This window comes from Brevundimonas sp. Br13 (assembly GCF_055391505.1).
This window is the reverse complement of sequence record NZ_AP044008.1, coordinates 39194-65427: the sequence shown is the minus strand read 5'-3', so window position 1 is coordinate 65427 and position 26234 is coordinate 39194. Positions and strand designations below refer to the sequence as shown.

Below are 26234 nucleotides of genomic sequence, written 5' to 3'. Positions count from 1 at the left end.
AGGGGGACCGCGAAGCGGTGGAGGGGGCTTGCCCCGGACACCCTGTTTGCGTTTGGCCCCCTCCACCACCCTTCGGGCGGTCCCCCTCCCCCAATGGGGGAGGAATAGATGCTCTCTCGCACTGCTGACAGTCTCTACTGGACCGGCCGCTATATGGAGCGGGCCGACTTTCTCGCGCGCATTCTGGAGGCGGCGATCCGCCTGGCGGCCCTGCCGGCCAAGGATCAGGCGACCGTCACCGCCTGGGCCGGGGCCATCGCCTCGTCGGGGGTGAAGTCGGCCTTCGACGCCACCGGCCGCACCGTGTCGGAGAAGTCCGTCCGCGAATATCTGGCCTTCGGAGCCGACAATACGACCTCGATCAAGGCCTGTATCACCCGGGCGCGGACCAACGCCCGCTCGGTGCGGACCGCCCTGACCATCGAACTGTGGGAGGCGATCAACGGCGCCTGGAACGGGCTGAACGAACTGGGCGAGCCGACCCGGCGCGACGACTTCACCAACTTCCTGGACTTCGTGAAATCGACGTCCCTGGCGGTGGAGGGGGCCTCGTCGCGGACGATGCTCAGGAACGACGCCTACTGGTTCCTGCGGCTGGGCATGGCAATCGAGCGGGCCGACAACACCGCCCGCCTGCTGGACGTGAAATATCACCTGCTGCTGCCGCCAGGCGAACGGGTGGGCGGACAGCTGGACTATTTCCAGTGGACCACCCTGTTGCGCGAGGTCTCAGCCCTGACCGCCTATCGGTGGGTCTATCGGGAGTCGGTGCGGCCCTGGCTGGTGGCGGACCTCCTGGTGCTGAACCGGCAGATGCCGCGGTCCCTGGCCAGCTGCCAGGGGATGATCGTCAGCTATCTGGAGAAGCTGGCCGCCGACTATGGCCGGCGCGGCCCGGCTCAGCGGCTGGCGTCGAACCGGCTGACCCAGTTCAACGAGGCCCGGATCGAGGACATCTTCCAGTCGGGCCTGCATGAATACATCCAGGGCTTTCTGAACGAGAACAACGCCCTGGGCGCCGCCATCCACGAACAGTATCTGGTCTGACCATGCGGATCCGGATCGACCACTCCACCCGCTACGCCTACGCCCGGCCCGCGCGGTTCATCGTCCAGATGCTGCGGCTGACGCCCCGGTCCTGCGAGGCCCAGCAGGTGCGGGAATGGCGGATCGAGACCGACGTCGACGCCCGGCTGCGCCGCAGCGACGACGCCTTCGGCAATATCGTGCACAGCCTCTATACCGAGCGGCCGACCGACGCCCTGACCATCCGGGTGACGGGCGAGGTCTCGACCGTGGACACCGGCGGGGTGATCCGGGGGCAGAACGAGCGGCTGCAGCCGGGCGTCTATCTGCGCGACACCCGGCTGACCCAGGCCGATGCGGCCCTGATCGACTTCGCCCGGTCCGTGCCCGAGGGCGCGGCCCTGGAGCGGATGCACCGTCTGATGGGGGCCATCCACGCCGGCGTGGCTTTCGAGGTCGGGGCGACCTCCGCCACCCATACGGCGTCCGAGGCCTTCGCCATCGGTCGCGGGGTCTGCCAGGATCACGCCCAGATCTTCATCGTCTGCGCCCGGACCCTGGGCGTGCCGGCCCGTTATGTCTCGGGCCATCTGAACCGGTCGGACGGCCGGCACGACCAGGACGCCGCCCACGCCTGGGCCGAGGCCTGGATCGAGGACCTGGGCTGGGTCGGGTTCGACGCGGCCAACGGCATTTGTCCGACCGAGAACTATGTCCGCATCGCCGTGGGCCTGGATTCGCTGGGGGCGACGCCGATCCGGGGAACCAGCTATGGCGGCGGGGTCGGCAGTCTGACGGTGGCCCTTCATGTGCGGCCTGTGCAACAGGGCCGGCAACAACATCAGAGCCGGGGATGGTCCTGATCGTCATGTCGCGGGAATCTGTTAGCGTCTGCGGATTCGCGGAACGGGGAGCGGATAGGGGACAGTGACCTATTGCGTAGGCATGTTGGTGCACGAGGGGTTGGCGATGATCGCCGACACCCGCACCAATGCGGGCGTGGACAACATCTCGTCCTATCGAAAGCTGCACGTCTTCGAAAAGCCGGGCGAGCGGGTGCTGGCCGTGGCGACGGCGGGCAATCTGTCGGTGACCCAGACGGCCCTGGCCATGGTGGCCGAAGGGGTCAAGCTGCCGGATTCTAGCGGGCCGGAGACGCTGGAGACCGCGCCGACCCTGTTTCGAGCGGCCCAGATCCTGGGCCATGCGATGGCCACGGTCCGGGCGACGATCAATACGCCCGCCTCGCCGGCCGCCGACGCCTTGAACGTCAACGCCTCCATGCTGCTGGGCGGCCAGATCGCGGGCGGCAAGATGGGGCTGTATCTGATCTACGGCCAGGGCAATTTCATCGAATGCGGGGCCGACACGCCGTATCTGCAGATCGGCGAGCTGAAATACGGCAAGCCCATTCTGGACCGGGCCCTTCATGTGGACACCCCCCTGTCGGAGGCGGTGAAGCTGGGGCTGATCTCGTTCGACTCGACCATCCGCTCCAACATCGCCGTGGGGCCGCCGCTGGATCTGATCGTGATCCGCCGCGACGGTCTGTCGGGGATGGAGCGTCGGCTGGAGGCCGATGATCCCTATTTTCGCGACCTGGGCCGGCGGTGGTCGGAGGCATTGGCTGCGGCGCACCAGGCCATGCCGGCGCCCACCTGGCTTGATCTGGGCGCGCAGACGGCGCCGTCTCGCACGATCAGCGTCGTCCCGAAATAAGTTGCGACCCGCTCGCAATCGCTCTTGTGCGACCCGATGAAGCTGGTTATTGCGACCGCATCGCAAAATCAGACCAAAAGGTCGCCAAAACATGTCCGACTCTCGCGCCGCCTCCCTTCGCGCGCTTCTCTTCGCCTCCAGCGCCGCCGGCATGCTGGTCGCCGCCCCCGCCATCGCCGCTGACGCGACCGCCGAAGACGGCGTGGTCGTCACCGCCGATCCCCAGCAACAGCCCGCCAACCTGGGCACGATCGACGTCAACGGCCAGCTGAAGAAGCCTGCGCCGGTCAGTCCCGAATTCGTCGCTCCCCTGGTCGATACGCCCCGCGCCGTAACCGTCATTCCCCAGGCGATCATCGAACAGACGGCGGCCTCGTCGCTGCAGGACCTGTTGCAGAATTCGCCCGGCATCACCTTCGGCGCCGGCGAGGGCGGTCAGCCCCTGGCGGACCGTCCCTTCATCCGCGGCCAGTCGTCCGGCAACAACATCTTCGTCGACGGTCTGCGGGATACGGGGGGCCAGCAGCGCGAAGTGTTCAACCTGGAACAGGTCGAGGTGATCAAGGGGCCGGACGCCGTCTATTCCGGCCGGGGCTCGGGCGGGGGCAGCGTCAATCTGAGCTCCAAATCGCCTAAACTGAACGCCTTCAACAACTTCAGCGCCGGCGTCGGGACGGACGGCTATGTCCGCGGCACGATCGACGCCAATATGCCGCTGGGTGAAACCGCCGCCCTGCGGATCAATCTGATGGGCGCCCAGGGCGACGTGCCCGGCCGCGACAGCGTCGATTACGACAAATGGGGCCTGGGGATCAGTCTGGGCGCGGGCTTGGGAACCGGCTCGTCCATGGTCTTCAGCTACTACCATCTGACCAGCGACCAGATGCCCGACTACGGCATTCCGCTGTTCACCAAGATCCAGTCGCGCACGACCGACAGCGGCGTGCTGGACGTGCCCTATGACAGTTTCTACGGGCTGACGGCGCGCGACTATCTGACCAATGAGGTCGACAGCTTCACCTTCAAGGCCGAGCACCGCTTCAGCGACCTTCTGACGATCCGCAACGTCAGCCGCTATGCGGAGACGCTGAACGACTACATCGTCACCAACCCCGGCGACGGCGGCTATGTCGGCCGCGCAGCCGACGGGACCTATTGGATGAAGCGGGGGACCAAGACCCGCTGGAACCCGGTCACCACCCTGGCCAATGTCACCGACCTGTACGGCCGGTTCGAGACGGGGGCGTTCAAACACAGCTATGACGTGGGTCTGGAGCTGACGCGCGAGCGGAACCGCAATGCGGCCTATTCGACCTACACCACCTCCGGCGCCGCCTGCCCGACGGGTCTGACCACAGTCTCCGGATCGCGGCCGACGGCGGCCAGCGCCCTGGGCGCCGACGACTGCACCCGCGTCTATGATCCCACGCCGGACGACGCCTGGACCGGCGTGATCAACCGTGGCCCGACCAGCTCCAACACCACCGAGACCATCGGCCTTTACGCCAACGACAGCATCACCCTGACCGAGCGGCTGATCCTGAACCTGGGCGTGCGGTGGGATCAGTATTCGGTGCGCGGCCTGAATGCGACGTCGAGCCAGACGGCCGGCGTCTGGACCACGGCAGGCTATACGGTCGTGCCCGAGCGGACCTGGGAGTTCACCAACTATCAGATCGGTCTGGTGTTCAAGCCGACGCAGAACAGCAGCGTCTATGCGTCCTGGTCCACCTCCTCGACGCCGCCGACCATTTCGGCGGGCGACCAGAACGCCTCGGGCGGCACGGGCACGGTCGATGGCGTCGCCAACACCGTTCTGGATCCGGAAGACACCGAAAGCTTCGAGATCGGCGCCAAGGCCAATGTCTTGAACGACCGTCTCGCCCTGTCGGCGGCCGCCTTCCATCTGACCCGCAAGAACGCCCTGATCTTGGTCGAGCCGAACATCTTCCGTCAGGAAGGCGAGGTCGAGGTCAACGGCTTCGAACTGGGCGTGTCAGGCAGCATCACGCCGAAATGGACCGTGTTCGGCGGCTATACCTATATGGATTCCGAACTGACCAAGGCGGCCGTGGTCGTGTCGGGGACGCCGCCGGTCGCAAGCGTCAATCCGCTGCAAGGCCTGCCCCTAGCCAATACGCCCAAGAACAGCGCGAGCCTGTTCACCACCTATCGCCTGCTGCCCAAACTGACGATCGGCGGCGGCGTCTATTACACCTCCAAGTCCTGGGGCGGAAACCAGGGCGGGGCCGGCGGCGGGAACAACCGCGTCTATGCGCCCGAATGGACCCGCGTTGACGCCTTCGCCACCTATGACCTTTCGGACCGCGCCAGCCTGCAGCTGAACGTCAAGAACGCCACGGACGAGGAATACATCATCCGCACCAACGGGGTTCACCACGCCGATCCGGCGGCCGGTCGTCAGGCCATTCTGGCCCTGAACCTGCGCTTCTAAAGGCCTCTATCCCCGGCCTATAACTGGCGGCTCCGCCCTTCCGGCGGGGCCGCCTTTCTTTTCAGCGAGAGCGACGTGCTGCTGCAAATCCCCGAAGTCTTCTCCAAGGCCGAAGTGAAGGCGCTGCGCGAGCGGCTGGACGCCGGACCGTGGGCCGACGGCAATATGACCTCCGGCCACCAGTCGGCGACGGCCAAGCGGAACCAGCAACTGCCAGAGGATTCGGACGTGGCCCGGGAGGTCTCGGCCCTGATCGTCCAGGCCCTGAACGCCAATCCGATGTTCGTCGCCGCCGCCCTGCCGCACACGATCTTTCCGCCCTTGTTCAACCGCTATGAGGGCGGGGGCGAGTTCGGCCTGCACGTGGACAACGCCATCCGCCAGCAGCGGGGCGGCGGGTCAATCCGTATACGGAGCGACCTGTCGGCGACCCTGTTCCTGTCCGAGCCCGAAGACTATGACGGCGGCGAGCTGATCATCGAAGAGATGTACGGGCCGCAGTCGGTCAAGCTGCCGGCCGGGGATCTGGTGCTTTATCCGTCCAAGAGCCTGCACAAGGTCATGCCGGTGACGCGCGGGGCGAGGGTCTCGTCCTTCATGTGGATGCAGAGCCTGATCCGGGACGACGGCGATCGCGAGATGCTGTTCCGCCTGGACGTGGCGACCCAGCGCGTGGCCCTGGAGAAGGGGCCGAAGGATCAGGCGGTGATCGAACTGACCGGCGTCTATCACAATCTTCTGCGGCGCTGGTCCGAGGTGTGACGTCCCGACCGCCCCGTCTGTGACCCCAGGGTCGCAGTCCGCTTTATAAGGTCGCAGGGCTGAACCAAGGCGGGGCTGGTCTATTGTGACCGGGATGTTCCAAGACGCGCCCCCTGCTCCGCCCGCCCAACTGTCTGAAATCACGGTGACGGCGGCCCGTCTGCCGCCCGCCGCCGCCGACGCCGCCTTTTCGGTGGTTCGGCTGGATCAAACCGTGCTGGAGCGGTCCGTCCGGCTGGACGAGGCCCTGCGGACCGTACCCGCCGTGTCCCTGTTCCGCCGCACCTCCAGCCTGGCCGCCAATCCGACGACCCAGGGGATTTCCCTGCGGGCCATCGCCCCGTCCGGCGCAGGGCGGACCCTGGTGACCCTGGACGGAGTCCCGCTGAACGATCCGTTCGGCGGCTGGGTGATCTGGTCCCAGGTCGCGCCGGAATCGCTGGAGCGGGTGGACGTCGTGCGCGGCGCGGGCGCGGGGCCCTACGGCGCCGGGGCCCTGACTGGCGTCATCGGCCTGACGGAGCGCGCGCGCGGCGGGGTGCTGGACCTGTCGGCCGCCGAGCGCGGCGGGGCGCGGGCGGCGGGGTCGGGATCGACCAGGCTCGGCCCGGTCGGCGTGACCCTGTCGGGCCTGTACGAGACCAGCGACGGCTATACGCCCGTGCGCGGTGCGGCGGCCGGTGCGGCGGATCAGCCGCTGGACCTGGACAGCCGCAGCGCCGCCCTGCGGGTCGATGCGCCGCTGGACGGGGTGAATCTGCAAGGGGCGAACCTGTCTCTGCGCGCGGCGACCTGGGAGGAGGATCGGGGCTCCGGTCTGCTGAATGCCCGGTCAAACGCCAGCGGCCACAGCCTCAGCGCCACGGCCGCCAAGGCGCCTACCGTCGACGGCTACGGCTGGCGGCTGCAGGCCTGGCGGATCGAGAGCGACTTCGCCAACAGCTCGGCCTCGGTGGCGGCGGACCGGTCGACGACGACCCCGGCCAATGATCAGTACAAGACCCCGGCGACCGGCTGGGGACTGAACGCGGCCCTGCGCCGTCGCGTGGCCGAGATCGCGGGCGGCCGGCTGGAGTGGGAGGTCGGCGCCGACGCCCGCTTCAACGAGGGTGCGACCAACGAGTTCTTCAGCAATCCCACCGGCGCGGGCTTCGCGCGGGGACGGCGCGCGGGCGGCGAGACCTCGGTGGCCGGGGCCTATGTGGACGGGTCGTGGACCGGCGGGGACTGGCTGGTCGCGGGCGGTCTCCGCTACGACCGGTGGAAGAACGAGGCGGGCTTTCGCTACGAATACACGCTGGCGACCGGGGCGCCGATCCTGGACGAGACCGACGAGGACCGGTCGGGCGAGGTGGTCAGCGCGCGACTGGCGGCGCGGCGCGATCTGGCCGCCTGGCTGGGCGAGGGTTACGCCTGGCGGGCGGCGGCCTATTCCGGCTTTCGGCCCGCGACCCTGAACGAACTGCACCGGCCTTTCCGGGTCGGCAACGACATCACCGAGGCCAATTCGGGGCTGGAGCCCGAGACCCTGCGCGGGATCGAGACGGGCCTGGCCTTCGACCGGAGCGGCGTCGCCTGGGGGGCGACCGTCTTCTGGAACGAGATCGAGGACGCCATCGTCAATGTGACGATCGGCGAGGGACCGGGAACCTTCCCGCGCGCAGGTTTCGTGCCGGCGGGCGGCGTGCTGCGCCAACGCCAGAACGCCGGCACGATCAAAGCCTGGGGCCTGGAGCTGAACGGTTCGGTCCGGGCGAGCGAGGCCCTGGCGCTGAACGCCGCCCTGTCCTGGACAGACGCCGAGGTGGACGGCGGCGCGGCGGCGCCCCAGCTGACGGGCCTGCGTCCGGCCCAGGCGCCGGAATGGAGCGCGACGGCGGGCGTCGACTGGCGGGCGACGGATCGGCTGACCCTGGGTCTGGCCGCGCGCTATGAATCGGCCCGGTTCGACGATGATCTGAACAGCCGCACCCTGGACCCCGCCGTCACCCTGGACGCCCGCGCGGAATGGTCGGCCGGGGACGGGGTGATGATCTGGGCCGCCGTCGACAACGCTTTCGACGCGGATGTTGAGGTGTCTATGACCGGGTCCGACGTTGCGGGCTACGGCCCCACGCGCACGGTGCGGGCCGGGGTCAGGTTCAGCTACTGACGGTCTCTGCGCGACGAATTCGCCGCATCGCTTGCTATTGCAAACGGTTCGCAACAGTGGCACAGCCGTCCCGTGACTGAACTCGCCGCAGAAAACCAGATCGAGCCCACCTCAAGGGGGGCGAAAAAGCCGAAGGCGGCGCTGAACGGCGCGCGGTCCTTCTGGCTGAAGCAGCTGCATTCCTGGCACTGGATTTCGGCGGCCGTCAGCCTGGTCGGCATGATCCTGTTCGCGGTCACGGGCATCACCCTGAACCATGCGGCCTCCATTCCGGCCGAGCCGGTGACGGTCGAACAGACCGCCACCCTGCCGGCGCCCCTGCTGCAACGGCTTTCGGCCTATCCGCAGGAGACGACCGAACCGGTTCCCGACGCCGTCGCCCGCTGGTCGGCCGAGGCCCTGAAGGTTCAGATCGCCGGGCGGCCGACCGAGACGACGCCCGAGGAGATCTATGTCGCCCTGCCGATCCCCGGCGGCGACGGCTGGCTGACCATCGACCGGGCGACGGGCGAGGCGGTCCATGAAAAGACCACGCGCGGCTGGATCGCCTATCTGAACGACCTGCATAAGGGGCGGAATGCAGGCGCGGTCTGGTTCTGGTTCATCGACGTCTTCGCCGTCGCCTGCGTCATCTTTGCGGTGACGGGGCTGGGGCTGATGTGGCTGCATGCACGCGGCCGTCCCTCCACCTGGCCCCTGGCGGCGCTGGGCCTGCTGATCCCCGTCGTCATCGCCCTGATCTTCATCCATTGAGAGTGTAACGGATGCGTCTTCTCCCCATCGTCGTCACCACCGCCGGCCTGACCCTGGCCGCCGCCCCGGCCCTGGCGGCGGATCTGTCGGTCACGGTCGAAGTGCCGCGGCTGAACACCGCCTCCTATCACCGGCCCTATGTGGCGGTCTGGATCGAGAAGCCGGATCAGACGGCGGTTCAGACCCTGGCGGTCTGGTACCAGCAGACCCGCAACAATGAGGGCGACGGCAAGGACTGGCTGAAGGACCTGCGGACCTGGTGGCGCAAGGGCGGCCGGGCCATGAGCCTGCCCGCCGACGGGATTTCGGGCGCCACCCGCGCGCCGGGCCGCCAGACCGTCAACGTCCCCGCCGCCCGTCTGCGCGGCCTTCAGCCCGGCCAGTACAATCTGGTGGTCGAGGCGGCGCGCGAACTGGGCGGGCGCGAGGTGGTGCGCGTGCCCTTCCGCTGGGGCGGCGCCAATACCGCCGACGCCTCCGGCTCCACCGAACTGGGCGCCGTGCGCGTCACCGTCTCTCGCTGAGGAACAGACCCATGAAAAAGACCGTCGCGCTTCTGGCTTTCGCCGCCGCCCTGGCCGCGCCCCTGGCCGCCCAGGCTCACCGCGCCTGGATGGCGCCGACCTCGACCAGCCTGTCGGGCGCCGACGCCTGGGTCGGTTTCGATGCGGGCATGTCCAACGGGGTCTTCATCCCCGACCACGCCGCCATGCGGATGACCGGCCTGGTGGTGACGGCGCCCGACGGCTCGACCGTCCAGCCCGAACATCTGATGCAGGCCCAGTACCGCACCACCTTCGACGTCCATCTGACGCAGAACGGCACCTATAAGGTCGCCAACCTCATGGGCGGCGTCATGGCCAGCTACACACTGAACGGCGAACAGAAGCGTTGGCGTGGAACCGCAGCCGAATATCCGGCGGCCCTGCCCCAGGGCGCGACCGACGTCCAGGCGACCCGCACCGCCAGCCGGATCGAGACCTTCGTCACCCTGAACAATCCGACCGACACAGTGTTCAAGACCACGGGCGAGGGACTGGAGCTGGTCCCCGTGACCCATCCGAACGATCTGGTCGCCGGCGAGGCCGCCAGCTTCAAACTGCTGAAGGACGGCCGGCCCGCCGCCGACCTGGACGTGACCGTCGCGCGCGGCGGCCTGCGCTATCGCGACAATCCCGAGGAGATGATGGTCAAGACCGGCGCCGACGGCGTCTTCACCGTCACCTGGCCCGAGGCCGGCATGTATTGGCTGAACGCCTCGGTCCGCACCCCGGCCCAGGGCGAAACCCTGGGATCGAACGCCAACTATGTGGCGGTGATGGAAGTCCTGCCCTAAGCCGCTGGGCATGTCCGACACGCCCTTTTCGCGCGGTTCGCGCGCCGCCCCGCCCGTCCTCACCCTGGGAGACCCGGTTCCGCTTGCGGACCGGGTCGACAACCGCGTCCTGATCCCGCCGGTCGAGGGGCCGCCGCCCCGACCGCCCGGCGATCATATCCAGGCGCTGGACGGCCGGACCATGGGCACGACCTGGAGCGTGCGCGCCATAGGGCCGCGCGGCCTGACCGAGGCGGCCCTGCGCGAGGCGATCGAGCGGGAGCTGGCGACGGTCGTGGCCCTGTTCAGCCCGTGGGAGCCGTCCAGCGAGATCAGCCGGTTCAACGCCGCCCCGCCCGGCATGTGGGCGGTGTCCCAGCCGTTCTGGGACCTGGTCGATGCGGCCATGGACCTGGGCGACGAGACCAATGGGGCGGTCGATCCGACCCTGGGCGCCCTGGTCGATCTGTGGGGTTTCGGCCCGCCGGGACCGCGCGGCGCCCTTCTGCCCCTGCCCAGCGACGAAGAGGTCGAGGCGGCCCTGAAGGTCAGCGGCTGGGGACGGCTGCGGATGAACCGCGAGGCGCGCGGCCTGATGCAGCCAGGCGGAATGAAGCTGGACCTGTCCGGCATCGCCAAGGGCCATGCGGTGGACCGGGTGTCGGACGCCCTGGCGGCCCTGGGCGCGACCTCGCACCTGGTCGAGATCGGCGGAGAGCTGAAGGGGCGCGGGGTCAAGCCTGACGCCCAGCCCTGGTGGGTGGAGATCGAGCGGGCGGAGGGCGACGCCTCGCCCCGCACGGTGGCGGCCCTGTTCGACCTGGCCATGGCGACCAGCGGGGACTATCGCCGCGCCTTCCGCCATGAGGGGCGGCTCTATCCCCATACGATCGACGGATCGACGGGGCGGCCGGTCAGCAACAATCTGGCCTCGGTCACCGTGCTGCACGCCTCGGCCATGAAGGCCGACGCCTACGCCAGCGCCCTCACGGTCATGGGGCCGTTCGAGGGGCCGGAGTACGCCGAAGCGGTCGGTTTGGCCGCCCTGTTCGTCGAACGCACGCCGCGCGGCCTGGTCGAGCGGATGAGCCCGGCCTTCAAGGCCATGATGGAGGATGGGGCGGAGGCGGCGCCGGGGTGACGAACGATCCGTCCCGCTGGCTTCTGGCCCTGGCGGCCGTCGGCCTATGGCTGGTCCTGATCGGCCTGATCGTCTGGCGCGAGCGCCGGGCGAAGGCGGCCGCGCGCGCCCGCTCCGAGGCCCTGGCCGGAGACGGGGAGGAGACGGTGCTCGTGGCCTTCGCCAGTCAGACGGGACTGGCCGAGGAACTGGCCTGGATGACCGCGCGGGCCTTGCAGGACGGCGGCGTGGGGGCGCGGGTCCTGTCGTTTGCGGACCTGGACCTGGCGACGCTGAAGGCAGCGGGCCGGGCCCTGCTGATCGTCTCGACGACGGGTGAAGGCGATCCGCCCGACAGCGCCGCGCGGCTGGTGCGCAAGGCCATGGGAGCGCCGGTCGACCTGGGCGGGCTTCGGTTCGGCCTGATGGCCCTGGGCGACCGCAGCTATGATCAGTTCTGCGGCTTCGGCCATGCGGTGGACGGCTGGCTGAGGCGCTCGGGCGCCGAGCCCCTGTTCGATCTGGTGGAGGTGGACGCCGGGGACGCGGGCGCCGTGCGCCACTGGCAGCATCAGTTGAACCAGATCACCGGTCGGGCCACGGCCCCTGACTGGACCCCGCCCGCCTATGAGCCCTGGCGGCTGACGCAGCGCACCCTGATCAATCCCGGCAGTCCGGGCGGCGAAGCCTATCATCTGGTCTTGGAGCCGGTCGGGACGGCGCCGCCCTGGTCCGCCGGGGACATCGCCGAGGTGGGGCTGCCCGAGCGCGACGGCGTGACGCCGGGCGCGCGCGAATATTCGATCGCCTCGGTGCCGGCGGACGGGCGGGTCGAACTGGTGGTGCGGCTGATGCGCCGGCCGGACGGGACGCCCGGCCTGGCCTCGGGCCGGCTGACCCAGGACCTGCCTCTGGGCGCAACCATCGACATGCGGCTGCGGACCAACCGCAGCTTCCACGGCCCGGAGGATCAGACGCCGATGATCCTGATCGGCAACGGCACGGGGATCGCGGGGCTGAGGGCCCATCTGAAGGCCCGCGCGGTCCGAGACGGGGGCCAGGGGGGCGGCGCCTGGCTGATGTTCGGCGAGCGGACCCAGGCCCACGACGCCTTCTTTGACGCCGAGCTTCAGGCCTGGCTGGCGTCCGGCGTTCTGACCCGGCTGGACCGGTGTTTCTCACGCGATCCCGGCGACGGCCGCTATGTGCAGGATCTGGTCGCGGCGGCGGCGCCGGACGTCCGCGCCTGGGTGGACCGGGGCGCGGCCCTCTATGTCTGCGGCAGTCTGGAGGGGATGTCCCAGGGGGTCCATGCAGCCCTGGAGGCGGCGCTGGGCGCGGAGGTCCTGCTGACCCTGCTGGAGGACGGCCGCTATCGCCGGGACGTCTACTGAAAAGGAGATCAGCGCCGCCCGACTGCTGCGTCTGCCCGACCGAACCGGAAGCGGCGCCGTCGAACACCCGCCGCCAGGCCGTCGACCGGCTGTTCGCCTTCGCCACGGTCTCGCTGGACGCCGGATGATCCGAATCGGGGAAGGCGTCGTAAATCGTGGCGTCCGAGGGCGGACTTCCCCTAAAAGACGCCTTTCGTTTCCGATTGGACCGCCTCGCCTCATGACTGAATCGCCGCCCCGGATCGGAGGCCTGGACGTCCAAGGTCTGGATGCCCAAGGTCTGAACGTCCAAGGTCTGGGCGATCCCGAGGATCCGGTCGTCCTGCTGATCGGGCCGCCCGAGCGGCTGTCGGCGGACGGGCGACGGTGGGTGCGGGCCCTGGTGGAGGCCGGGCGTCACGTGCTGCTGGCGCCGCTGGACGAGGCGGACGGGGAGGGGGCGGCGGTCGCCCTGCGCGCCCTTTTGACCGAACTGTCGTCGCGGCCTGCCGTACTGTGTTCGGCCGAGACCCTGGCGGCGGTCCATCCGGCCCTGGTCGTGACCGGTCCGGCCCTGGTCAGCTGTCTGATCGTGGTCGGGGCGGCGCCGGATGCGGCGACGCCCGCAGACCTGCCGCGGCTCGATCTGGAAGCCGAACCGGCGGGCGAGGCGACCGAGGCGGCGCTGCTGGGCTTTCTGGAACGCCATGCGCCGCGCCAGGCCCTGCATTATCAGGCCGGGTCGGACGCCCGGACCCTGCGCGACGCCCTGGGCTGTTTCGCCACCGGGGTCACGGTGGTCACCACCCTGGATGAACAGGGCCGGCCGGTGGGGCTGACCGCCAACTCCTTCTCCTCGGTGTCGCTGGACCCGCCCCTGATCCTGTTCTGCCTGGCGCGCAGTTCGTCGAACCTGGAGCGGTTCAGAAGGGCCGACCATTTCGCCATCAACGTCCTGCACATCGGCCAGCAGCCGATGTCGGGCGTTTTCGCCCGGTCGTCGACCGAACGGTTCGACGGCGTCGCCTGGGAGAGCTGGGACACCGGCGCCCCCATACTGTCCGGCTCCCTGGCCAGCTTCGAATGCGCCACCCATCAGGTGGTCGAGGCGGGGGATCATCTGGTCTTCATCGGCCGGGTCACGCGCGCCCGGTTCGAGCCGCGCCGCGATCCCCTGCTCTATTTCCGGGGCCGTTACCGGCGGCTCCATTTCGCCTGAGCCGCGCCCGACCCGGTTCACATCCCGGTTCACAACGGGCGGCCGGATCGCTATCTCAGGCGCCAAATCAAGAGGAAGCCCGCCATGTCCGCCGATCACGCCCAAGATCCCGTCGTCATCGTCTCATACGCCAGAACCCCGATGGGCGGATTCCAGGGCGTGCTGTCGGACGCCAAGTCCACCGACCTGGGCGCGGCGGCGGTCAAGGCGGCGCTGGAGCGGGCGGGTCTGGCGCCGGACAAGGTCGAACAGATCATCATGGGCTGCGTCCTGCCCGCCGGCCTGGGCCAGGCGCCGGCGCGTCAGGCGGGGCTGGGCGCGGGCCTGCCGATCTCGGCCGAGGCGACCACGATCAACAAGATGTGCGGCTCGGGCATGCAGGCGGCCATGATGGCCCATGACGCCCTGCTGGCCGGCTCGGCCGAGGTGATCGTGGCGGGCGGCATGGAGTCCATGACCAACGCCCCCTATCTGATGCACAAGCACCGCGGCGGCGCCCGCATCGGCCATGACGTCATCTCCGACAGCATGTATCTGGACGGTCTGGAAGACGCCTATGAGCCCGGCAAGCTGATGGGCCAGTTCGCCGAGGACACGGCCAAGGCCTATCAGTTCACCCGCGAACAGCAGGACGCCTATGCGGTGGAAAGCGCCGGCCGGGCCAAGCGCGCCCAGGACAACGGCGACTTCGACGCCGAGATCACCCCGGTCGAGGTCAAGACGCGCAAGGGCGTGGTGGTCGTGGACCGCGACGAACAGCCGACCAAGTCCGATCCGTCCAAGATCCCCAATCTGAAGCCCGCCTTCGGCAAGGACGGGACCATCACCGCCGCCTCGGCCGCCTCCATCTCGGACGGCGCGGCCGCCCTGGTGATGATGCGCCAGTCCACGGCCCAGGCCCTGGGCCTGACCCCCATCGCCCGCGTCGTGGCCCAGGCCGCCCACGCCCATGAGCCCAGCCTGTTCACCACCGCCCCGGTCTTCGCCCTGCAAAAGGCGCTGAAGAAGGCCGGCTGGACGCCTGAGGACGTCGATCTGTGGGAGGTCAACGAGGCCTTCGCCATCGTGCCGATGATCGCCATGCAGGAGCTGGGCGTCCCCCACGACAAGATCAACGTCAACGGCGGCGCCTGCGCCCTGGGCCACCCGCTGGGCGCATCCGGCGCCCGCGTCCTGACCACCCTGCTGTCCGCCCTGAAGGCGCGCGGCAAGACCCGGGGCATGGCCGCCCTGTGCATCGGCGGCGGCGAGGCGACGGCGATGGGGGTAGAGCTGGTTTAAGGGGCGGGGCGGACCGACCGATGGCCCGCCGACGGAGAGAAGAGGCTCAGTGGGCGGCGCCGACGGGCAGGTGGCTCTTGTCATGCCGGCCCAGCTTGTCGATCAGGGTTCGCCCGGCCTCATTCATTCCGATGAGGTCGACCTGCGCCCCCTGACGGCGATAGCGGAACACGACCTTGTCCACGGCGGCCACGCCGGTCAGATCCCAGAGATGGGCGTCGGTCATGTCGATCTCGACGCGGGTCGGTCGGCCGTGATGTTCGAAGGCGGCGGCGAACACGTCGGCCGAGGCGAAAAAGAGATTGCCGGTCACCCGGTATCGCAACACGCCCTCTTGCGACGTCTCGATCTCCTCCACGCGAACGGTCTTGCCGACCTTGCGCATGAAGAAGACGGCGGACAGGATCACGCCCAGGACCACCCCCTTCGACAGGTCGTGGGTGACGACCACCGTCGCTGTCGTGGCGATTATCACCACAGACGACTGAAACGGCGTGGAGCGCAGTTTCAACACTGAACCCCAGTCGAAGGCGCCGATCGAGACCATGATCATCACCGCCACCAGGGCCGCCATGGGAATTCGGGCGACCCAGTCCTTAAGCACCAGGATCAGAAACAGCAGGAACAGGCCGGCCCATAGGGTGGACAGGCGTCCGCGGGCTCCGCTGGTCACATTGATGATCGACTGGCCGATCATGGCGCAGCCCGCCATGCCGCCGAACAGGGACGAGGCGATGTTGGCCATGCCCTGTCCGCGCGTCTCTCGGTCCTTGTCCGACGGCGTGTCGGTGATGTCGTCCAACAGATTGGCGGTCAGCAGGCTTTCCAACAGGCCCACAAAGGCCAGGGTCGCAGCCACCGGACCGATGACGGTCAGCGTCTCCCAGGTCAGCGGCACGTTCGGAATATGGAACATCGGCAGGGCCGAGGGCATCTGGCCCATGTCGCCGACAGTGCGGACATCAAGCCCCGTCAGGATCACGAAGGCGCTGACGGCGACGATGGCGACCAGCGGAGACGGGACCGCCCTTGTGATCCTGGGCAAGCCGTAGATGATCGCCAGGGCCGCGCCCACCAGGGCGAAGGTCTGCCAGTCGGCGCCGATCAGTTCAGGCATCTGCGCCAGGAAGATCAGGATCGCCAGGGCGTTGACGAAGCCGGTCATCACGCTGCGCGAGACGAACCTTATGTAGCGGCCCAGCTTCATCAGGCCGATGAGGATCTGAAACACGCCGGTCAGCAGCGACGCCGCGAACAGATATTCAAGCCCGTGATCGCGCACGAGCCCGACCATCAGCAGGGCCATGGCGGCGGTCGCCGCCGAGATCATGGCCGGGCGACCGCCGACGAAGGCGATGGTCACCGCGATCACGAAGCTGGCGTACAGCCCGACCGCCGGATCGACCCCGGCGATGATCGAAAAGGCGATGGCCTCGGGGATCAGAGCCAGGGCGACGACGGTCCCCGCCAGCAGATCACGGCGTGGGTTGGCGAGCCATTGCTGGCGCACGGACGCAACTATTGTCATTGAGATTTCAGTGGGGATGACCCAAGGCTCGGGTCGGTTTCCTGACGGATCGGCGGTCGGGATAGCCACCCGCCTCCTAGCTGTAGGGGCAGGTCCAAGGTGAGGCCTCCCTCATGCCTTCAAGCCGCGCGTGAAGCAAGGGCGAAGCCTGACCGTCCTTGAGCCCTACGCCGCGAACGCCTGTTTCATCGGCGTCACCGTGCCCTCGGGCCGTTTCACCGGGAGGTCGAAGCTGACCACCGTGCCGACGCCCGGTTCGCTTTCCAGCATCAGGCGGCCGCCGTGCATTTCGATCAGGGACTTGGTCAGGGCCAGGCCCAGGCCGGTGCCCTGGGTGGTCTTGGAGTGCTGGCCTTCCACCTGTTCGAACGGCCGGGCCAGGCGGGCCAGGTCTTCGGGGGCGATGCCGATGCCGGTGTCGGCGCAGGAGACCTTGACCCGCGCCTGACCGTCTTCGCCTTGTGTCGCCGCCAGGGTCAGGGTGATCCGTCCGCCGGCGGGGGTGAATTTCACGGCGTTGGAGATCAGGTTCAGCATCACCTGTTTCAGTCCGCGCTGATCCGCCTCGATGTCGGGCAAATCCTCGCCCACGACGCTCAGGGTCAGGTCCGCCTCCTGAACCTTGCCCCGCATCAGCCGAACCGCGTCCTCGCACACCCCCTTCAGCGACACCGACTCATAGTACAGGGTCATCTTGCCGGCCTCGATCTTGGCCATGTCCAGGACGTCGTTGATCAGGCTGAGCAGATGCTGGCCCGACTTCAGTATGTCTGCGGCGTAGCCCTTGTATTTTTCGCCGATGGGACCGAACAGTTCGGCGGCCATGATCTCGGAAAAGCCGTTGATGGCGTTCAGCGGCGTGCGCAGCTCATGGCTCATATTGGCCAGGAATTCGGACTTGGCCTGGTTGGCGGCCTCGGCCCGCGTCATGGCGATCTCATATTGGCGCGCCAGCTGGGACAGCATCTCCTGGCTGGATTCCAGCTGGGCGACGGTGCGGCTCAGGTCTTCGACGGCGCGGCGGCGCTCGGCCTCCTCACGCTTGATGGCGGTGATGTCGGCGGCGGTGACGACCGAGCCGCCTTCTGAGGTGAAGCGTTCGGCCAGCTGCAGCCAGCGGCCGTCGTGCAGCTCGACCTCGCGCAGGCCCGCCCGCCCGTCGGACGGCGGATGTTCGGCCTTGATCGCCAGGGCGGCGATCCGGTTCAGCTCGTCCTTCAGCGCCCCGCGCCGGACCACGCCGGGGGTGAAGGCGAAGGCGTCTTCGAACCCCTGGTTCCAAAGGATCAGGCGGCCGTGCCGGTCGAACAGGACGAAGGCGTCGGAAATGCTCTCGACCCCGTCGCGCAGACGGCTCTCGGCGGCCTGGGCGGCGGCCTTGGCCCGGCGGGCCTCGGTGATGTCCAGGGCCACGCCCAATATGGCGGAAAAGCCGGCCTCGCCCCGCGCGCCGCGCGCCTGGCCCCGCGCGTCGATCCAGCGGGTGCGCCCGTCCTCGGCCGCCACGGGGAAGGTGACTTCGAAGGCGCCGTAGGCGACCGCCTGATCGAGGGCGTGGCGGACTTCGTCGCGGAAACGGGGATGTATGCGGGCCATGACGTCTTCGGCCTGCACGACCCCGCCGCGTTCGAAGCCGAGCAGGGTCGCCATATAGTCGGACAGGGTGACTTCCTCGCCCGCCAGGTCCCATTCCCAGACGCCGCACCGAGCCGCCTCGACCGCGACCCGGAACCGCCGCTCGGACGAGGCCCATTCCCGGCTGGCCCTGGCGCGTCGCAGGCCCTGGATCAGATAGAGGATCAGCACGCCCAGGCCCAGCAGCACGGGGGCGATCAGCACCCAGGCTTCGTCCATCAGCCCGCCGCCCTCGGCCTTGGGATCCAGCACCGTCACATAGGGGCCGCCCGGCGCGATCGGCGCGGCCGCGACCGCCCCGCCGCCCCGCGCGGCGCGGGGCGTGGTCAGGGACGGCAGGTCCTTGGGCTCCACCCCGATCAGGGCTTCAACCGGCCGCCCCGTCTCGCCCGGCTGGGGCGAGGCCAGGACGCGGCCGGAGGCCGAGACGATCCGATAGGGGGGCGCAGCCGGCAGGTCCTGGGCCACATGGGCCTCCAGCCGCCGCCCGCCCGCCTGGGGTCCGGCCAGGGTCAGGGCGCCGGGCTTGCGCGCCCCTTGCGCCGCCACCAAGGCGCCCGAGGCGTCGATGACGGAAAAGCTGACGTCGGGCGCCGCGCGCCGCGCCGCCTCGACCGCCGCCAGGGGGGCGGCGTCCTGTCCCAGGACGGGGGCGGCGGCGTCGAAGCCGGTCTGGGCGGCCTGGATCTGGACGGCGATCCGGCTGGCGGCCAGCTGGGCGTTAAGGGCCAGGTTTTCGCCGCGCAGACGATGGACCTCGCGGCCGGGCTGGCCGAGATGGCGCGTCATCATCAAGGCACAGCCGGTCGCGCCCAGGGCCAGGACCAGGACGCCGATGCGGATCCAGGCCGGGGCGCCGACGGGGGCGTGGTCGGAGGCGCGCCGTCCCCGTCCTTGCTGCCGCCGCTCCATGCCCCGCAAGTCGCTCTCCCGCCAAAATGCCGCTGATCAGGCGAATCTAGGCTGCGTCGCGGATTCCTGTCGAGACTTGGTTAATGGTTTCTGACCCGTCAGGCGGCGACGGCTGGGGATTGCGGCGACGACGGCGCCTCTTCAGCCACGGTGACCACCGGATGAAGGGCGCTGCGGGCCTGGCGCGCCAGGTCCAGCAAGGCGGGCGGGGCGTCTTCGGGCGCCTCCGCGGCCAGGGCCATCAGGCTTTCCGCCAGCCGCATCAGTTGGGGCGCCGCCGTGATCAGGCGCGCCTGAAACTCGATCCGCTGCGGATCGCGGTCGTATTCGGCGCCGGGCACGCGCCAGCCGCCCCAGTCGGCGGTGTCAGTGACGACCACGGGATAGGTGCCGGGCTGAGGGTGGTGCAGACAGTCTTCCTCCGCCTGCCACTTGTTGCGGGCGCGCAGCACGCGCCAGACGCCCAGGTCGCGGCCCGCCCCGTCCTCTGCGGCGGTCATCAGTTCCGAAGCGGCGAACTCCCGCCCCAGGCCCACGTCATAGGTGACGCGCACGGGCTCCTCGAACCCCTTGGCCCAGACCGGTTGGACCTTTTCGATCGTCGCCCAGGCGCCGACGCATTCGACCCAGACCTTCTGCCCCTTCTGAAACTGCGCGCGCGCCATAGCTGTCCTCCGGCCCTATTAGCCGGGTAAGGATGGTCGGCTCGCCTTAGCTTAGCGTAACCGGACAGTGTTAACGCGAAATGCTCTCCAGCGCCTCACCGGCGTACCGCTCCTTCACCCGGGTCGACAGGTCGCCCAGGGAGATCACGCCGACGATGCGGCCGTGCTTGTCCACCACCGGGGCGCGCCGGATCTGACGCGAGGCCATCAGGTCCAGCACAGACTTCAGATCATCGGTGTCCAGCACCGTGTGCGGGTCGCGGGTGATGTATTCGACGATCGGGGCGGTGGGGGCGGCCCCGGCGGCTAAGGCGCGCACCACCAGATCGCGGTCGGTCACGGCGCCGATCAGACGGTCCCCGTCGGCGACCGGTATGAAGCCGAAGTCGCCGCGGGCCATCCGTTCGGCCACCGCCTGGATCGTATCGCCGGGGCGCGCCAGATGGACGTCGCGGGTCATCACGTCGCGGATCTTCATCGCGGGTCTTCCTTGTCTGACTGTCGCGCTGAAAACCCGTCGCGAGGGCGGCGGTTCCGGCCTTACGGCGTCCGTGCAGGGGGCAGGTCTTTCGCCGCACGGACCAGCTGCACGAACTCGGCCCGGTCGCCATAGGGGTCGTCGCCCCGCGCGCCCTGGGCCTGTTCGACGATCTGATCCCAGCCGTAGTCGGCCGCCATCCAGGGATCGTCCCTCAGTTTCTGACCAAAGGCCGCGACGGCCATGGCCCAGCGTGTCGACTCCGGCGCCTGGGCGCCGACGGGGCCGGTCGCGGTGTTGGTCAGGGGCTGCTGGATCAGCTCGGACCGGCTCTGGCCCGGCTGTTTGTAGCGGATCTGGATGAAGCCGATCTCGCCGTTCGGATCGCCGCCGCCGGTCCCGATCCGATTGTCGGGATAGCGCCGCTCAGGAACCTGGGTCGCGCCGCCGACGGGGGTGATTTCATAGAGGGCGGTGACGCTGGCGCCGGAACCGACCTCGCCCGCGTCGATCCGGTCGTTGGCGAAGTCTTCCTCGTTCAGCAGACGGGTTTCATATCCGATCAGCCGCCATTCGGCGACGCGGGCGGGGTTGAACTCGACCTGGATCTTGACGTCGTCGGCGATGGGGAAGGCGCCCTTGTCGAAGGCCGGCCCGAACAGACGCCGAGCCTCGCGCAGACTGTCGACATAGGCCGCGACGCCGTTGCCCGCCTGGGCGATGGCCTGCATCCGGGCGTCCTGATAGTTGCCCCGCCCGAAGCCGTAGACCGACAGATAGATTCCCGTCTGGCGCTTGTCGGCGACATAGTCCTCCAGCCGCTTGTCGTCGGTGACGCCCACGTTGAAGTCGCCGTCGGTGAACATCAGGATGCGGTTGACCTTGTCACGGGCGAAGTTCGCCTGGGCCTGATCATAGGCGTTGGTCATGCCCGTCGCCCCCGCCGTGCCGCCCGAGGCCTTCAGGCTGGCGACCGCACAGCGCATCTTCAGCTTTTCGTCGCCCTTGGTGGGCTGCAGGGTCGTGCCGGCGCCTTCCGCGTAATAGGTGACGGCCAGGCTGTCCTGGGGGCGCAGCCGGTCGATGGCCAGGTTCATCGCCTTCTTGGCCAGGTCCAGCTTGTCGGGGCTGTTCATCGAACCGGAGACGTCAACCAGGAAGGTCAGGTTCAGCGGCCGCTGCTCGCCCGCCGGCAGCTCATAGCCTTGCAGGCCGACATGCACGATCTGACGCCCCTCCGCCCAGGGCGAGGCGGCGACCGCCGTGGTGATCGCGAACGGCCGGCTCCGGCTGGTCGGCCGGGCGTAGTCATAGTCGAAGGCGTTGATCAGCTCCTCGACCCGCACCGCGTCCTTGGGCGGCGCGCGACCCTCGTCGATGAAGCGCTTCACGTTCGAATAGGACGCCGTGTCCACGTCGATGGAGAAGGTCGAGACCGGCTGATCGCTGGTCCGCTTCACCGGATTCGGCGTCGCGTCGGGATAGCGTTCGGTGTCGGCCCGCGCGGGCGTGGGCGCAGGCGTGATCGGCGAGACACGATATCCGGTGACGACCACGTTCCCCGCCATCGCGGGGGGAGGCGGCGGCGGTGGGGGAGGCGGCGGAGGAGGGGGCGCGGGCGGCGCGGGCGGTGCATTCATTTGGGTCCGGCCCTGAACACGCGACGCCGTGACGACGACGTCCTCCATGTCTGGTTCTGCTTGCAGCTCAAACCCCAGCGGTCGGCACGCCGCCGGCGTCGGTTCGCCATCCAGCGGCTTGGCCAGGGCGACGCTCGGCACGGCGACCGGCGGTGCGGCGAAGGACAGGCTCAGAACGGACAGCGCCGCCATCCTGATGATGCGTGACATGGCTTCCTCCGGTTGTTCTCCTTGATGTCAGTCGCGGGTTGGTCTGAGGCGAAACTGTGGCCGCGGACGCCGCTCGCCGCACGATCCTCTTCCAGCGTGTCTTTCGCGTCCTCTCGCAATCTGCGCCGAGCCTCCCCACAATGGGAGCCTAGCTTCAGGGGTGCAGCATGGCCGAGCCGACGTCGGGATTGGATTTGGGGGCGGCGGCGGCGCTGCTGGCGGCGGGGGTGATCGCCGTGCCCGTGTTCAAACGGGTCGGCCTGGGCTCGGTGCTGGGCTATCTGGCGGCGGGCCTGGCCATCGGTCCGTTCGGCCTGAAGCTGTTCCGCGAGCCCGAGACCATTCTGCACGTCGCCGAGTTCGGCGTGGTCATCTTCCTGTTCATCATCGGCCTGGAGATGCGGCCCAAACGCCTGTGGGGACTGAGGAAAGAGATTTTCGGCCTGGGCGCGGCACAGGTCCTGTTCTGCGGCTTCATTCTGACTCTCACTGCCATGCTGGCGGGCTTCTCCGCCCCCGTCGCTTTCGTCGGGGCCATGGGGTTCGTCCTGTCCTCCACCGCCGTCATCATGCAGATGCTGGAAGAGCGCGGCGCGATCGCGGGCGGACCGGGCCAGCGCGCGGTCTCCATCCTGCTGCTCGAAGACCTCGCCATCGTGCCGCTTCTGGCCGTCGTCGCCGTCCTGGCCTCGGTCCTGGGCGTGGCGAACGAACAGGCGCCGCCCCTGTGGCAGACCGTCGGCTTTGCGGTGGCGGCGGTCGGCGGGGTGCTGCTGGCCGGCAAATATCTGGTCAATCCGATCTTCCGTCTTCTGGCGCGCTACGGCGGGCGCGAGGTGATGACGGCTGCGGCCCTGCTGGTCGTCGTCGGCGCGGCCTGGGCCATGTCCCTGGGCGGTCTGTCGATGGCCATGGGCGCCTTCCTGGCGGGGGTCCTGCTGTCGGAATCCAGCTTCCGCCATCAGCTGGAAGCGGATGTGGAGCCGTTCCGGGCCATTCTGCTGGGCCTGTTCTTCCTCAGCGTCGGCATGTCGCTGGACCTGTCGGTGGTGGTCGCCGACTGGCGTCTGGTCGTCGGCGGCGTGGTCGCCTTCATGGCGGTGAAGGCTCTGGGCATCTATGCCGTCGCACGCCTGTTCAAGGCGTCGCACCATGAGGCGGTCGAACGGGCGGCCCTGTTCGCCCAGGGCGGCGAGTTCGCCTTCGTCCTATATGGCGCGGCGGTGACGGCCGGTCTGTTCGACGCCCAGGTCGGGGCCATGATGTCGGCCATCGTCATCCTGTCTATGGCCCTGACGCCGCTGACCAGTCTGCTGACCCAGCGTCTCCTGCCCAAGCCGACCGTGTCGGCCGAAGATGCGGACGGCGTGGAATTCGCCAAGGATCTGCGCGGCCAGGTGCTGATCATCGGCTTCGGCCGTTTCGCCCAGGTCGTGTCCCAGCCCCTTCTGGCCCGCGACGTGGACGTCTCGATCATCGAGAACGACGTCGAGATGATCCAGGCCGCCTCCCAGTTCGGCTTCAAGGTCTATTACGGCGACGGCGCCCAGCTGCATACGCTGCGGGCGTCCGGCGCCGATGAGGCCGAGATCGTCCTGGTCTGCGTGGACAAGCCCGAGGTCGCCGACCGCATCGTCGAACTGGTCAAGTCCGAGTTTCCGACGACCAAGATCATGGCCCGCGCCTTCGACCGGGGCCATTCGATGCGGCTGATCCAGGCCGGAGTGGACTATCAGATCCGCGAGACCTTCGAATCCGCCCTGAAGTTCGGCGAACGCGCCCTGGTCGAACTGGGTATGGACGAGCATGAGGCGGCCGAGACCATCGGCGACGTGCGCCGGCGCGACGAGGCGCGGCTGGATCTTCAGTTGACCGGCGGCATCACGGCGGGCCGCCAGCTGATGCGCGGAAACATGCCGACGCCGCAGCCGGCCCCCTATATCAAGCCGCGCCGCGAGGGCCGGCTGCTGAACGAGGAGGAGGCGGGTCCGTCCGTCCCGGCGGCCGAGGACGAACCCGTCGCATCCTGAGCCCTATTGAGACGCCGCCTGATAACGGGCGCCGATCAGTTCGGCCCGGGCGCGCAGCCCCGCATCTTGGGACACTGCGGTGGCGATGGCGTTGAAGCGATCCACGGCCAGGCCCGAGCCCTGGACGGCGGCGGTCAGCTGGGCGCTCTGTTCCGGCGTGGCCTGGCCGTTCTGCACAGTGGCGGTGACGGCGCGGATTTTCTCCATGGCCTGGACGAACTGGGTCAGTTCGGCCTCGCTCACCCCGGCGGCGACGGAGCCGGGGACGGGCGGCGGCGCCTTCATGGCCCTGATCCGGGCGTCGATCACCGGATTGTCCGCAGCGGCGCGCGAAATGGCGTTGAAGCGCACGACCTCAAGCCCAGAATCCTGGACCGCAGCGGCCATTTCCGCCTGCTGTTCCGGCGTCGGCTGGGCGCCGTTCAGAGTGTCGCTGACGGCGCGGACGCGGGTGATGGCGGCGTCGTATTTGCGCAGTTCTTCGTCGGTGAAGGTGGAGGGATCGTTCGGATCGGCCGGGGCCGCCTGGGTCGGCGTCGTCTGGCCGGAGGCGGGTTGATAGGGCGTGGCGGTTTGGGCCTGGGCCCCTGCGGCCGTCAGAAGGGCGGCGGCGGAGACGAGAAGGGCGAAACGGGGCGCGCGCATCATGCGTGGTCCTTTCGGTCTGGCGTCCACGAAAGCCGTCATCGACGACGACGACGCAATCACGTCGTCGCTCGCCCGCGACTGTGGAGCCTGAAGGGGACAAGAAGGCGGGGAGCCCGCCTAACCTAGGCGTTCGCGCCACGATCGCCACCTCGTCGGGCTGGAGAGCCGATCAAGGATGCGTTAGACGGTCGTGATCTGCGCAAGGATCACCTGTATGAAACGTCTCGCCATCGCCGCCCTGGCGGTCCTCGCCGTCGCCGTCCCCGCCGTCCAGGTGGACGCCTGGGGCAATACGGGGCACCGGCTGATCGGGGTGGCGGCGATGCGGGCCCTGCCGGACGACCTGCCCGCCTTTCTGAAGACCCCCGGCGCCGTCGCCGACGTCGGCGAACTGGCGCGCGAGCCCGACCGCTGGAAGGGCGCGGGCCAGCCGCACGACCGCGAACGGGATACGGCCCACTTCATCGACCTGGACGACCAGGGTCGGGTCTACGACCAGCGCGGCATGAGCCTGAACGCCCTGCCGCGTCTGAAGTCGGAATATGACGCCGCCCTGACCCAGGCGGGCCTGGACGTCGACGACGCCGGCTATCTGCCCTACGCCATGATGGACGCTTGGCAGAACCTGGGCCGCGACTTCGCCTATTGGCGCGTGCTGAACGCCGCCGAAAAGCGCGAGACCAATATGGAGCGCCAGGCCTGGTACCGCGCCGACCGCATCCGCCGCGAGGCCCTGATCCTGCGCGACATCGGGGTGATGGGCCACTATGTCGGCGACGGCTCCCAGCCCCACCATACGAGCATCCACTACAACGGCTGGGGCGACTTTCCGAACCCGGAAGGCTTCACCAATTCGCGCCAGACCCATGCCCTGTTCGAAGGCGCCTTCACCAGCCGCGTCGCCCGCCTGGACGCTGTCGAGGCCGCCATGCCCGCCGCCGATCTGACGGGTTTCGACGTCAAGGCGCGCACCGTCGCCTATCTGACGACGACGCTCGGCACGGTCGTCCCCTTCTATCGACTGGAGAAGGCGGGGGCTTTCCGCGACGCCGACCCGCGCGGCGCGGCCTTCGTCAACGAACGGCTGGCGGCGGGCGCGGCCGAGCTGCGCGACTTCATCGCCGCCGCCTGGACCGCCTCGGCCGACGCCTCCATCGGCTGGCCCGCCGTCAAGGTCGCCGAGGTCGAGGCCGGAACCGCCGATCCCTGGCTGGCCCTGGTCGGCGAGGACTGAACCTGGTTATCCGCTCATCCCGGCGAAAGCCGGGACCCAGACCTTTGGGCGCTTCGATCTTGAAAGCGGCGCTCGACCT

The 26234-nt window shown here is 69.0% G+C and carries 21 protein-coding genes and 1 other annotated feature; of the genes, 15 read left to right on the top strand and 6 right to left on the bottom strand.

What is annotated here, in order from left to right:
• Positions 1-108 precede the first annotated feature (108 nt).
• The 13 genes from ACZ5M6_RS00315 to ACZ5M6_RS00255 all read left to right on the top strand — a co-directional run bounded on the left by ACZ5M6_RS00315 (position 109) and on the right by ACZ5M6_RS00255 (position 15175).
• Positions 109-1047 carry an alpha-E domain-containing protein gene (locus ACZ5M6_RS00315; RefSeq protein WP_152948901.1) on the top strand — a complete coding sequence of 313 codons (939 nt, stop codon included), beginning with the start codon at positions 109-111 and terminating at the stop codon, positions 1045-1047.
• 2 nt (positions 1048-1049) lie between these two features.
• A complete protein-coding gene (locus ACZ5M6_RS00310) occupies positions 1050-1889 on the top strand; it encodes a transglutaminase family protein (RefSeq protein WP_464159178.1) in 840 nt (279 codons plus the stop codon).
• A 106-nt stretch (positions 1890-1995) separates the two neighbouring features.
• Positions 1996-2745, top strand: coding sequence for a proteasome-type protease (locus ACZ5M6_RS00305; RefSeq protein WP_464159177.1), 750 nt, complete (start codon positions 1996-1998; stop codon positions 2743-2745).
• 91 nt (positions 2746-2836) lie between these two features.
• Positions 2837-5200 (top strand): TonB-dependent receptor, encoded by a 2364-nt coding sequence (locus ACZ5M6_RS00300; RefSeq protein WP_464159176.1) that lies wholly within the window; start codon positions 2837-2839, stop codon positions 5198-5200.
• Between the two features lie 75 nt (positions 5201-5275).
• Complete coding sequence (locus ACZ5M6_RS00295; protein ID WP_464159175.1) at positions 5276-5962, top strand: Fe2+-dependent dioxygenase; 687 nt, start codon at positions 5276-5278, stop codon at positions 5960-5962.
• A 94-nt stretch (positions 5963-6056) separates the two neighbouring features.
• Positions 6057-8114, top strand: a complete 2058-nt coding sequence (locus ACZ5M6_RS00290; protein WP_464159174.1) for a TonB-dependent receptor — start codon at positions 6057-6059, stop codon at positions 8112-8114.
• Between the two features lie 72 nt (positions 8115-8186).
• Positions 8187-8867 (top strand): PepSY-associated TM helix domain-containing protein, encoded by a 681-nt coding sequence (locus ACZ5M6_RS00285; RefSeq protein ID WP_464159173.1) that lies wholly within the window; start codon positions 8187-8189, stop codon positions 8865-8867.
• A gap of 11 nt (positions 8868-8878) precedes the next feature.
• Complete coding sequence (locus ACZ5M6_RS00280) at positions 8879-9391, top strand: DUF2271 domain-containing protein (RefSeq protein WP_054763967.1); 513 nt, start codon at positions 8879-8881, stop codon at positions 9389-9391.
• Between the two features lie 11 nt (positions 9392-9402).
• Entirely contained in the window at positions 9403-10203 is an 801-nt protein-coding gene (locus tag ACZ5M6_RS00275; protein WP_464159172.1) for a DUF4198 domain-containing protein, read from the top strand.
• 10 nt (positions 10204-10213) lie between these two features.
• On the top strand, positions 10214-11323 hold the full coding sequence (locus ACZ5M6_RS00270; RefSeq protein ID WP_464159171.1) for an FAD:protein FMN transferase: 1110 nt from the start codon (positions 10214-10216) through the stop codon (positions 11321-11323).
• Positions 11320-12696, top strand: a complete 1377-nt coding sequence (locus tag ACZ5M6_RS00265) for a sulfite reductase subunit alpha (RefSeq protein WP_464159170.1) — start codon at positions 11320-11322, stop codon at positions 12694-12696. The genes ACZ5M6_RS00270 and ACZ5M6_RS00265 overlap by 4 nt, the downstream gene beginning before the upstream one ends.
• 220 nt (positions 12697-12916) lie before the next feature.
• A complete protein-coding gene (locus ACZ5M6_RS00260; RefSeq protein WP_464159169.1) occupies positions 12917-13894 on the top strand; it encodes a flavin reductase family protein in 978 nt (325 codons plus the stop codon).
• A gap of 84 nt (positions 13895-13978) precedes the next feature.
• Entirely contained in the window at positions 13979-15175 is a 1197-nt protein-coding gene (locus ACZ5M6_RS00255) for an acetyl-CoA C-acyltransferase (RefSeq protein ID WP_464159168.1), read from the top strand.
• A gap of 46 nt (positions 15176-15221) precedes the next feature.
• Here ACZ5M6_RS00255 and ACZ5M6_RS00250 read toward each other — a convergent pair whose 3' ends face one another.
• The 5 genes from ACZ5M6_RS00250 to ACZ5M6_RS00230 all read right to left on the bottom strand — a co-directional run bounded on the left by ACZ5M6_RS00250 (position 15222) and on the right by ACZ5M6_RS00230 (position 22243).
• Positions 15222-16685, bottom strand: a complete 1464-nt coding sequence (locus ACZ5M6_RS00250) for a SulP family inorganic anion transporter (protein ID WP_464159167.1) — start codon at positions 16683-16685, stop codon at positions 15222-15224.
• A 53-nt stretch (positions 16686-16738) separates the two neighbouring features.
• Positions 16739-16802, bottom strand: a sequence feature (sul1 is cis-regulatory element that is thought to sense ions involved in sulfur or methionine metabolism; They are found in Alphaproteobacteria).
• A 66-nt stretch (positions 16803-16868) separates the two neighbouring features.
• A complete protein-coding gene (locus ACZ5M6_RS00245; RefSeq protein ID WP_464160135.1) occupies positions 16869-19250 on the bottom strand; it encodes a PAS domain-containing sensor histidine kinase in 2382 nt (793 codons plus the stop codon).
• 98 nt (positions 19251-19348) lie between these two features.
• Entirely contained in the window at positions 19349-19915 is a 567-nt protein-coding gene (locus ACZ5M6_RS00240) for a hypothetical protein (RefSeq protein ID WP_464159166.1), read from the bottom strand.
• A 70-nt stretch (positions 19916-19985) separates the two neighbouring features.
• Positions 19986-20393: a CBS domain-containing protein gene (locus ACZ5M6_RS00235; protein WP_054763960.1), complete on the bottom strand. Its 408-nt coding sequence runs from the start codon at positions 20391-20393 to the stop codon at positions 19986-19988.
• 62 nt (positions 20394-20455) lie between these two features.
• Positions 20456-22243, bottom strand: a complete 1788-nt coding sequence (locus ACZ5M6_RS00230; RefSeq protein WP_464159165.1) for a vWA domain-containing protein — start codon at positions 22241-22243, stop codon at positions 20456-20458.
• A 167-nt stretch (positions 22244-22410) separates the two neighbouring features.
• On the opposite strand from ACZ5M6_RS00230, the gene ACZ5M6_RS00225 reads away from it, so the two are divergent.
• Positions 22411-24273, top strand: coding sequence for a monovalent cation:proton antiporter-2 (CPA2) family protein (locus ACZ5M6_RS00225; protein WP_464159164.1), 1863 nt, complete (start codon positions 22411-22413; stop codon positions 24271-24273).
• 3 nt (positions 24274-24276) lie between these two features.
• Here ACZ5M6_RS00225 and ACZ5M6_RS00220 read toward each other — a convergent pair whose 3' ends face one another.
• On the bottom strand, positions 24277-24921 hold the full coding sequence (locus ACZ5M6_RS00220; RefSeq protein WP_224761075.1) for a DUF4168 domain-containing protein: 645 nt from the start codon (positions 24919-24921) through the stop codon (positions 24277-24279).
• A gap of 214 nt (positions 24922-25135) precedes the next feature.
• On the opposite strand from ACZ5M6_RS00220, the gene ACZ5M6_RS00215 reads away from it, so the two are divergent.
• Positions 25136-26155: a phospholipase C/P1 nuclease family protein gene (locus ACZ5M6_RS00215; RefSeq protein ID WP_464159163.1), complete on the top strand. Its 1020-nt coding sequence runs from the start codon at positions 25136-25138 to the stop codon at positions 26153-26155.
• Positions 26156-26234: the final 79 nt, after the last annotated feature.

What these genes read in the sequence shown, in the direction of transcription:
- ACZ5M6_RS00305 (WP_464159177.1), top strand. Translation starts at nt 1,996, where the DNA reads ATGATCGCCGACACCCGCACCAATGCGGGCGTGGACAACATCTCGTCC.
- ACZ5M6_RS00290 (WP_464159174.1), top strand. Translation starts at nt 6,057, where the DNA reads ATGTTCCAAGACGCGCCCCCTGCTCCGCCCGCCCAACTGTCTGAAATC.
- ACZ5M6_RS00230 (WP_464159165.1), bottom strand. Translation starts at nt 22,243, where the DNA reads ATGTCACGCATCATCAGGATGGCGGCGCTGTCCGTTCTGAGCCTGTCC.
- ACZ5M6_RS00215 (WP_464159163.1), top strand. Translation starts at nt 25,136, where the DNA reads ATGAAACGTCTCGCCATCGCCGCCCTGGCGGTCCTCGCCGTCGCCGTC.
- ACZ5M6_RS00220 (WP_224761075.1), bottom strand. Translation starts at nt 24,921, where the DNA reads ATGATGCGCGCGCCCCGTTTCGCCCTTCTCGTCTCCGCCGCCGCCCTT.
- ACZ5M6_RS00260 (WP_464159169.1), top strand. Translation starts at nt 12,917, where the DNA reads ATGACTGAATCGCCGCCCCGGATCGGAGGCCTGGACGTCCAAGGTCTG.
- ACZ5M6_RS00310 (WP_464159178.1), top strand. Translation starts at nt 1,050, where the DNA reads ATGCGGATCCGGATCGACCACTCCACCCGCTACGCCTACGCCCGGCCC.
- ACZ5M6_RS00280 (WP_054763967.1), top strand. Translation starts at nt 8,879, where the DNA reads ATGCGTCTTCTCCCCATCGTCGTCACCACCGCCGGCCTGACCCTGGCC.
- ACZ5M6_RS00245 (WP_464160135.1), bottom strand. Translation starts at nt 19,250, where the DNA reads ATGGAGCGGCGGCAGCAAGGACGGGGACGGCGCGCCTCCGACCACGCC.
- ACZ5M6_RS00275 (WP_464159172.1), top strand. Translation starts at nt 9,403, where the DNA reads ATGAAAAAGACCGTCGCGCTTCTGGCTTTCGCCGCCGCCCTGGCCGCG.
- ACZ5M6_RS00315 (WP_152948901.1), top strand. Translation starts at nt 109, where the DNA reads ATGCTCTCTCGCACTGCTGACAGTCTCTACTGGACCGGCCGCTATATG.
- ACZ5M6_RS00255 (WP_464159168.1), top strand. Translation starts at nt 13,979, where the DNA reads ATGTCCGCCGATCACGCCCAAGATCCCGTCGTCATCGTCTCATACGCC.
- ACZ5M6_RS00300 (WP_464159176.1), top strand. Translation starts at nt 2,837, where the DNA reads ATGTCCGACTCTCGCGCCGCCTCCCTTCGCGCGCTTCTCTTCGCCTCC.
- ACZ5M6_RS00225 (WP_464159164.1), top strand. Translation starts at nt 22,411, where the DNA reads ATGGCCGAGCCGACGTCGGGATTGGATTTGGGGGCGGCGGCGGCGCTG.
- ACZ5M6_RS00240 (WP_464159166.1), bottom strand. Translation starts at nt 19,915, where the DNA reads ATGGCGCGCGCGCAGTTTCAGAAGGGGCAGAAGGTCTGGGTCGAATGC.
- ACZ5M6_RS00235 (WP_054763960.1), bottom strand. Translation starts at nt 20,393, where the DNA reads ATGAAGATCCGCGACGTGATGACCCGCGACGTCCATCTGGCGCGCCCC.
- ACZ5M6_RS00270 (WP_464159171.1), top strand. Translation starts at nt 10,214, where the DNA reads ATGTCCGACACGCCCTTTTCGCGCGGTTCGCGCGCCGCCCCGCCCGTC.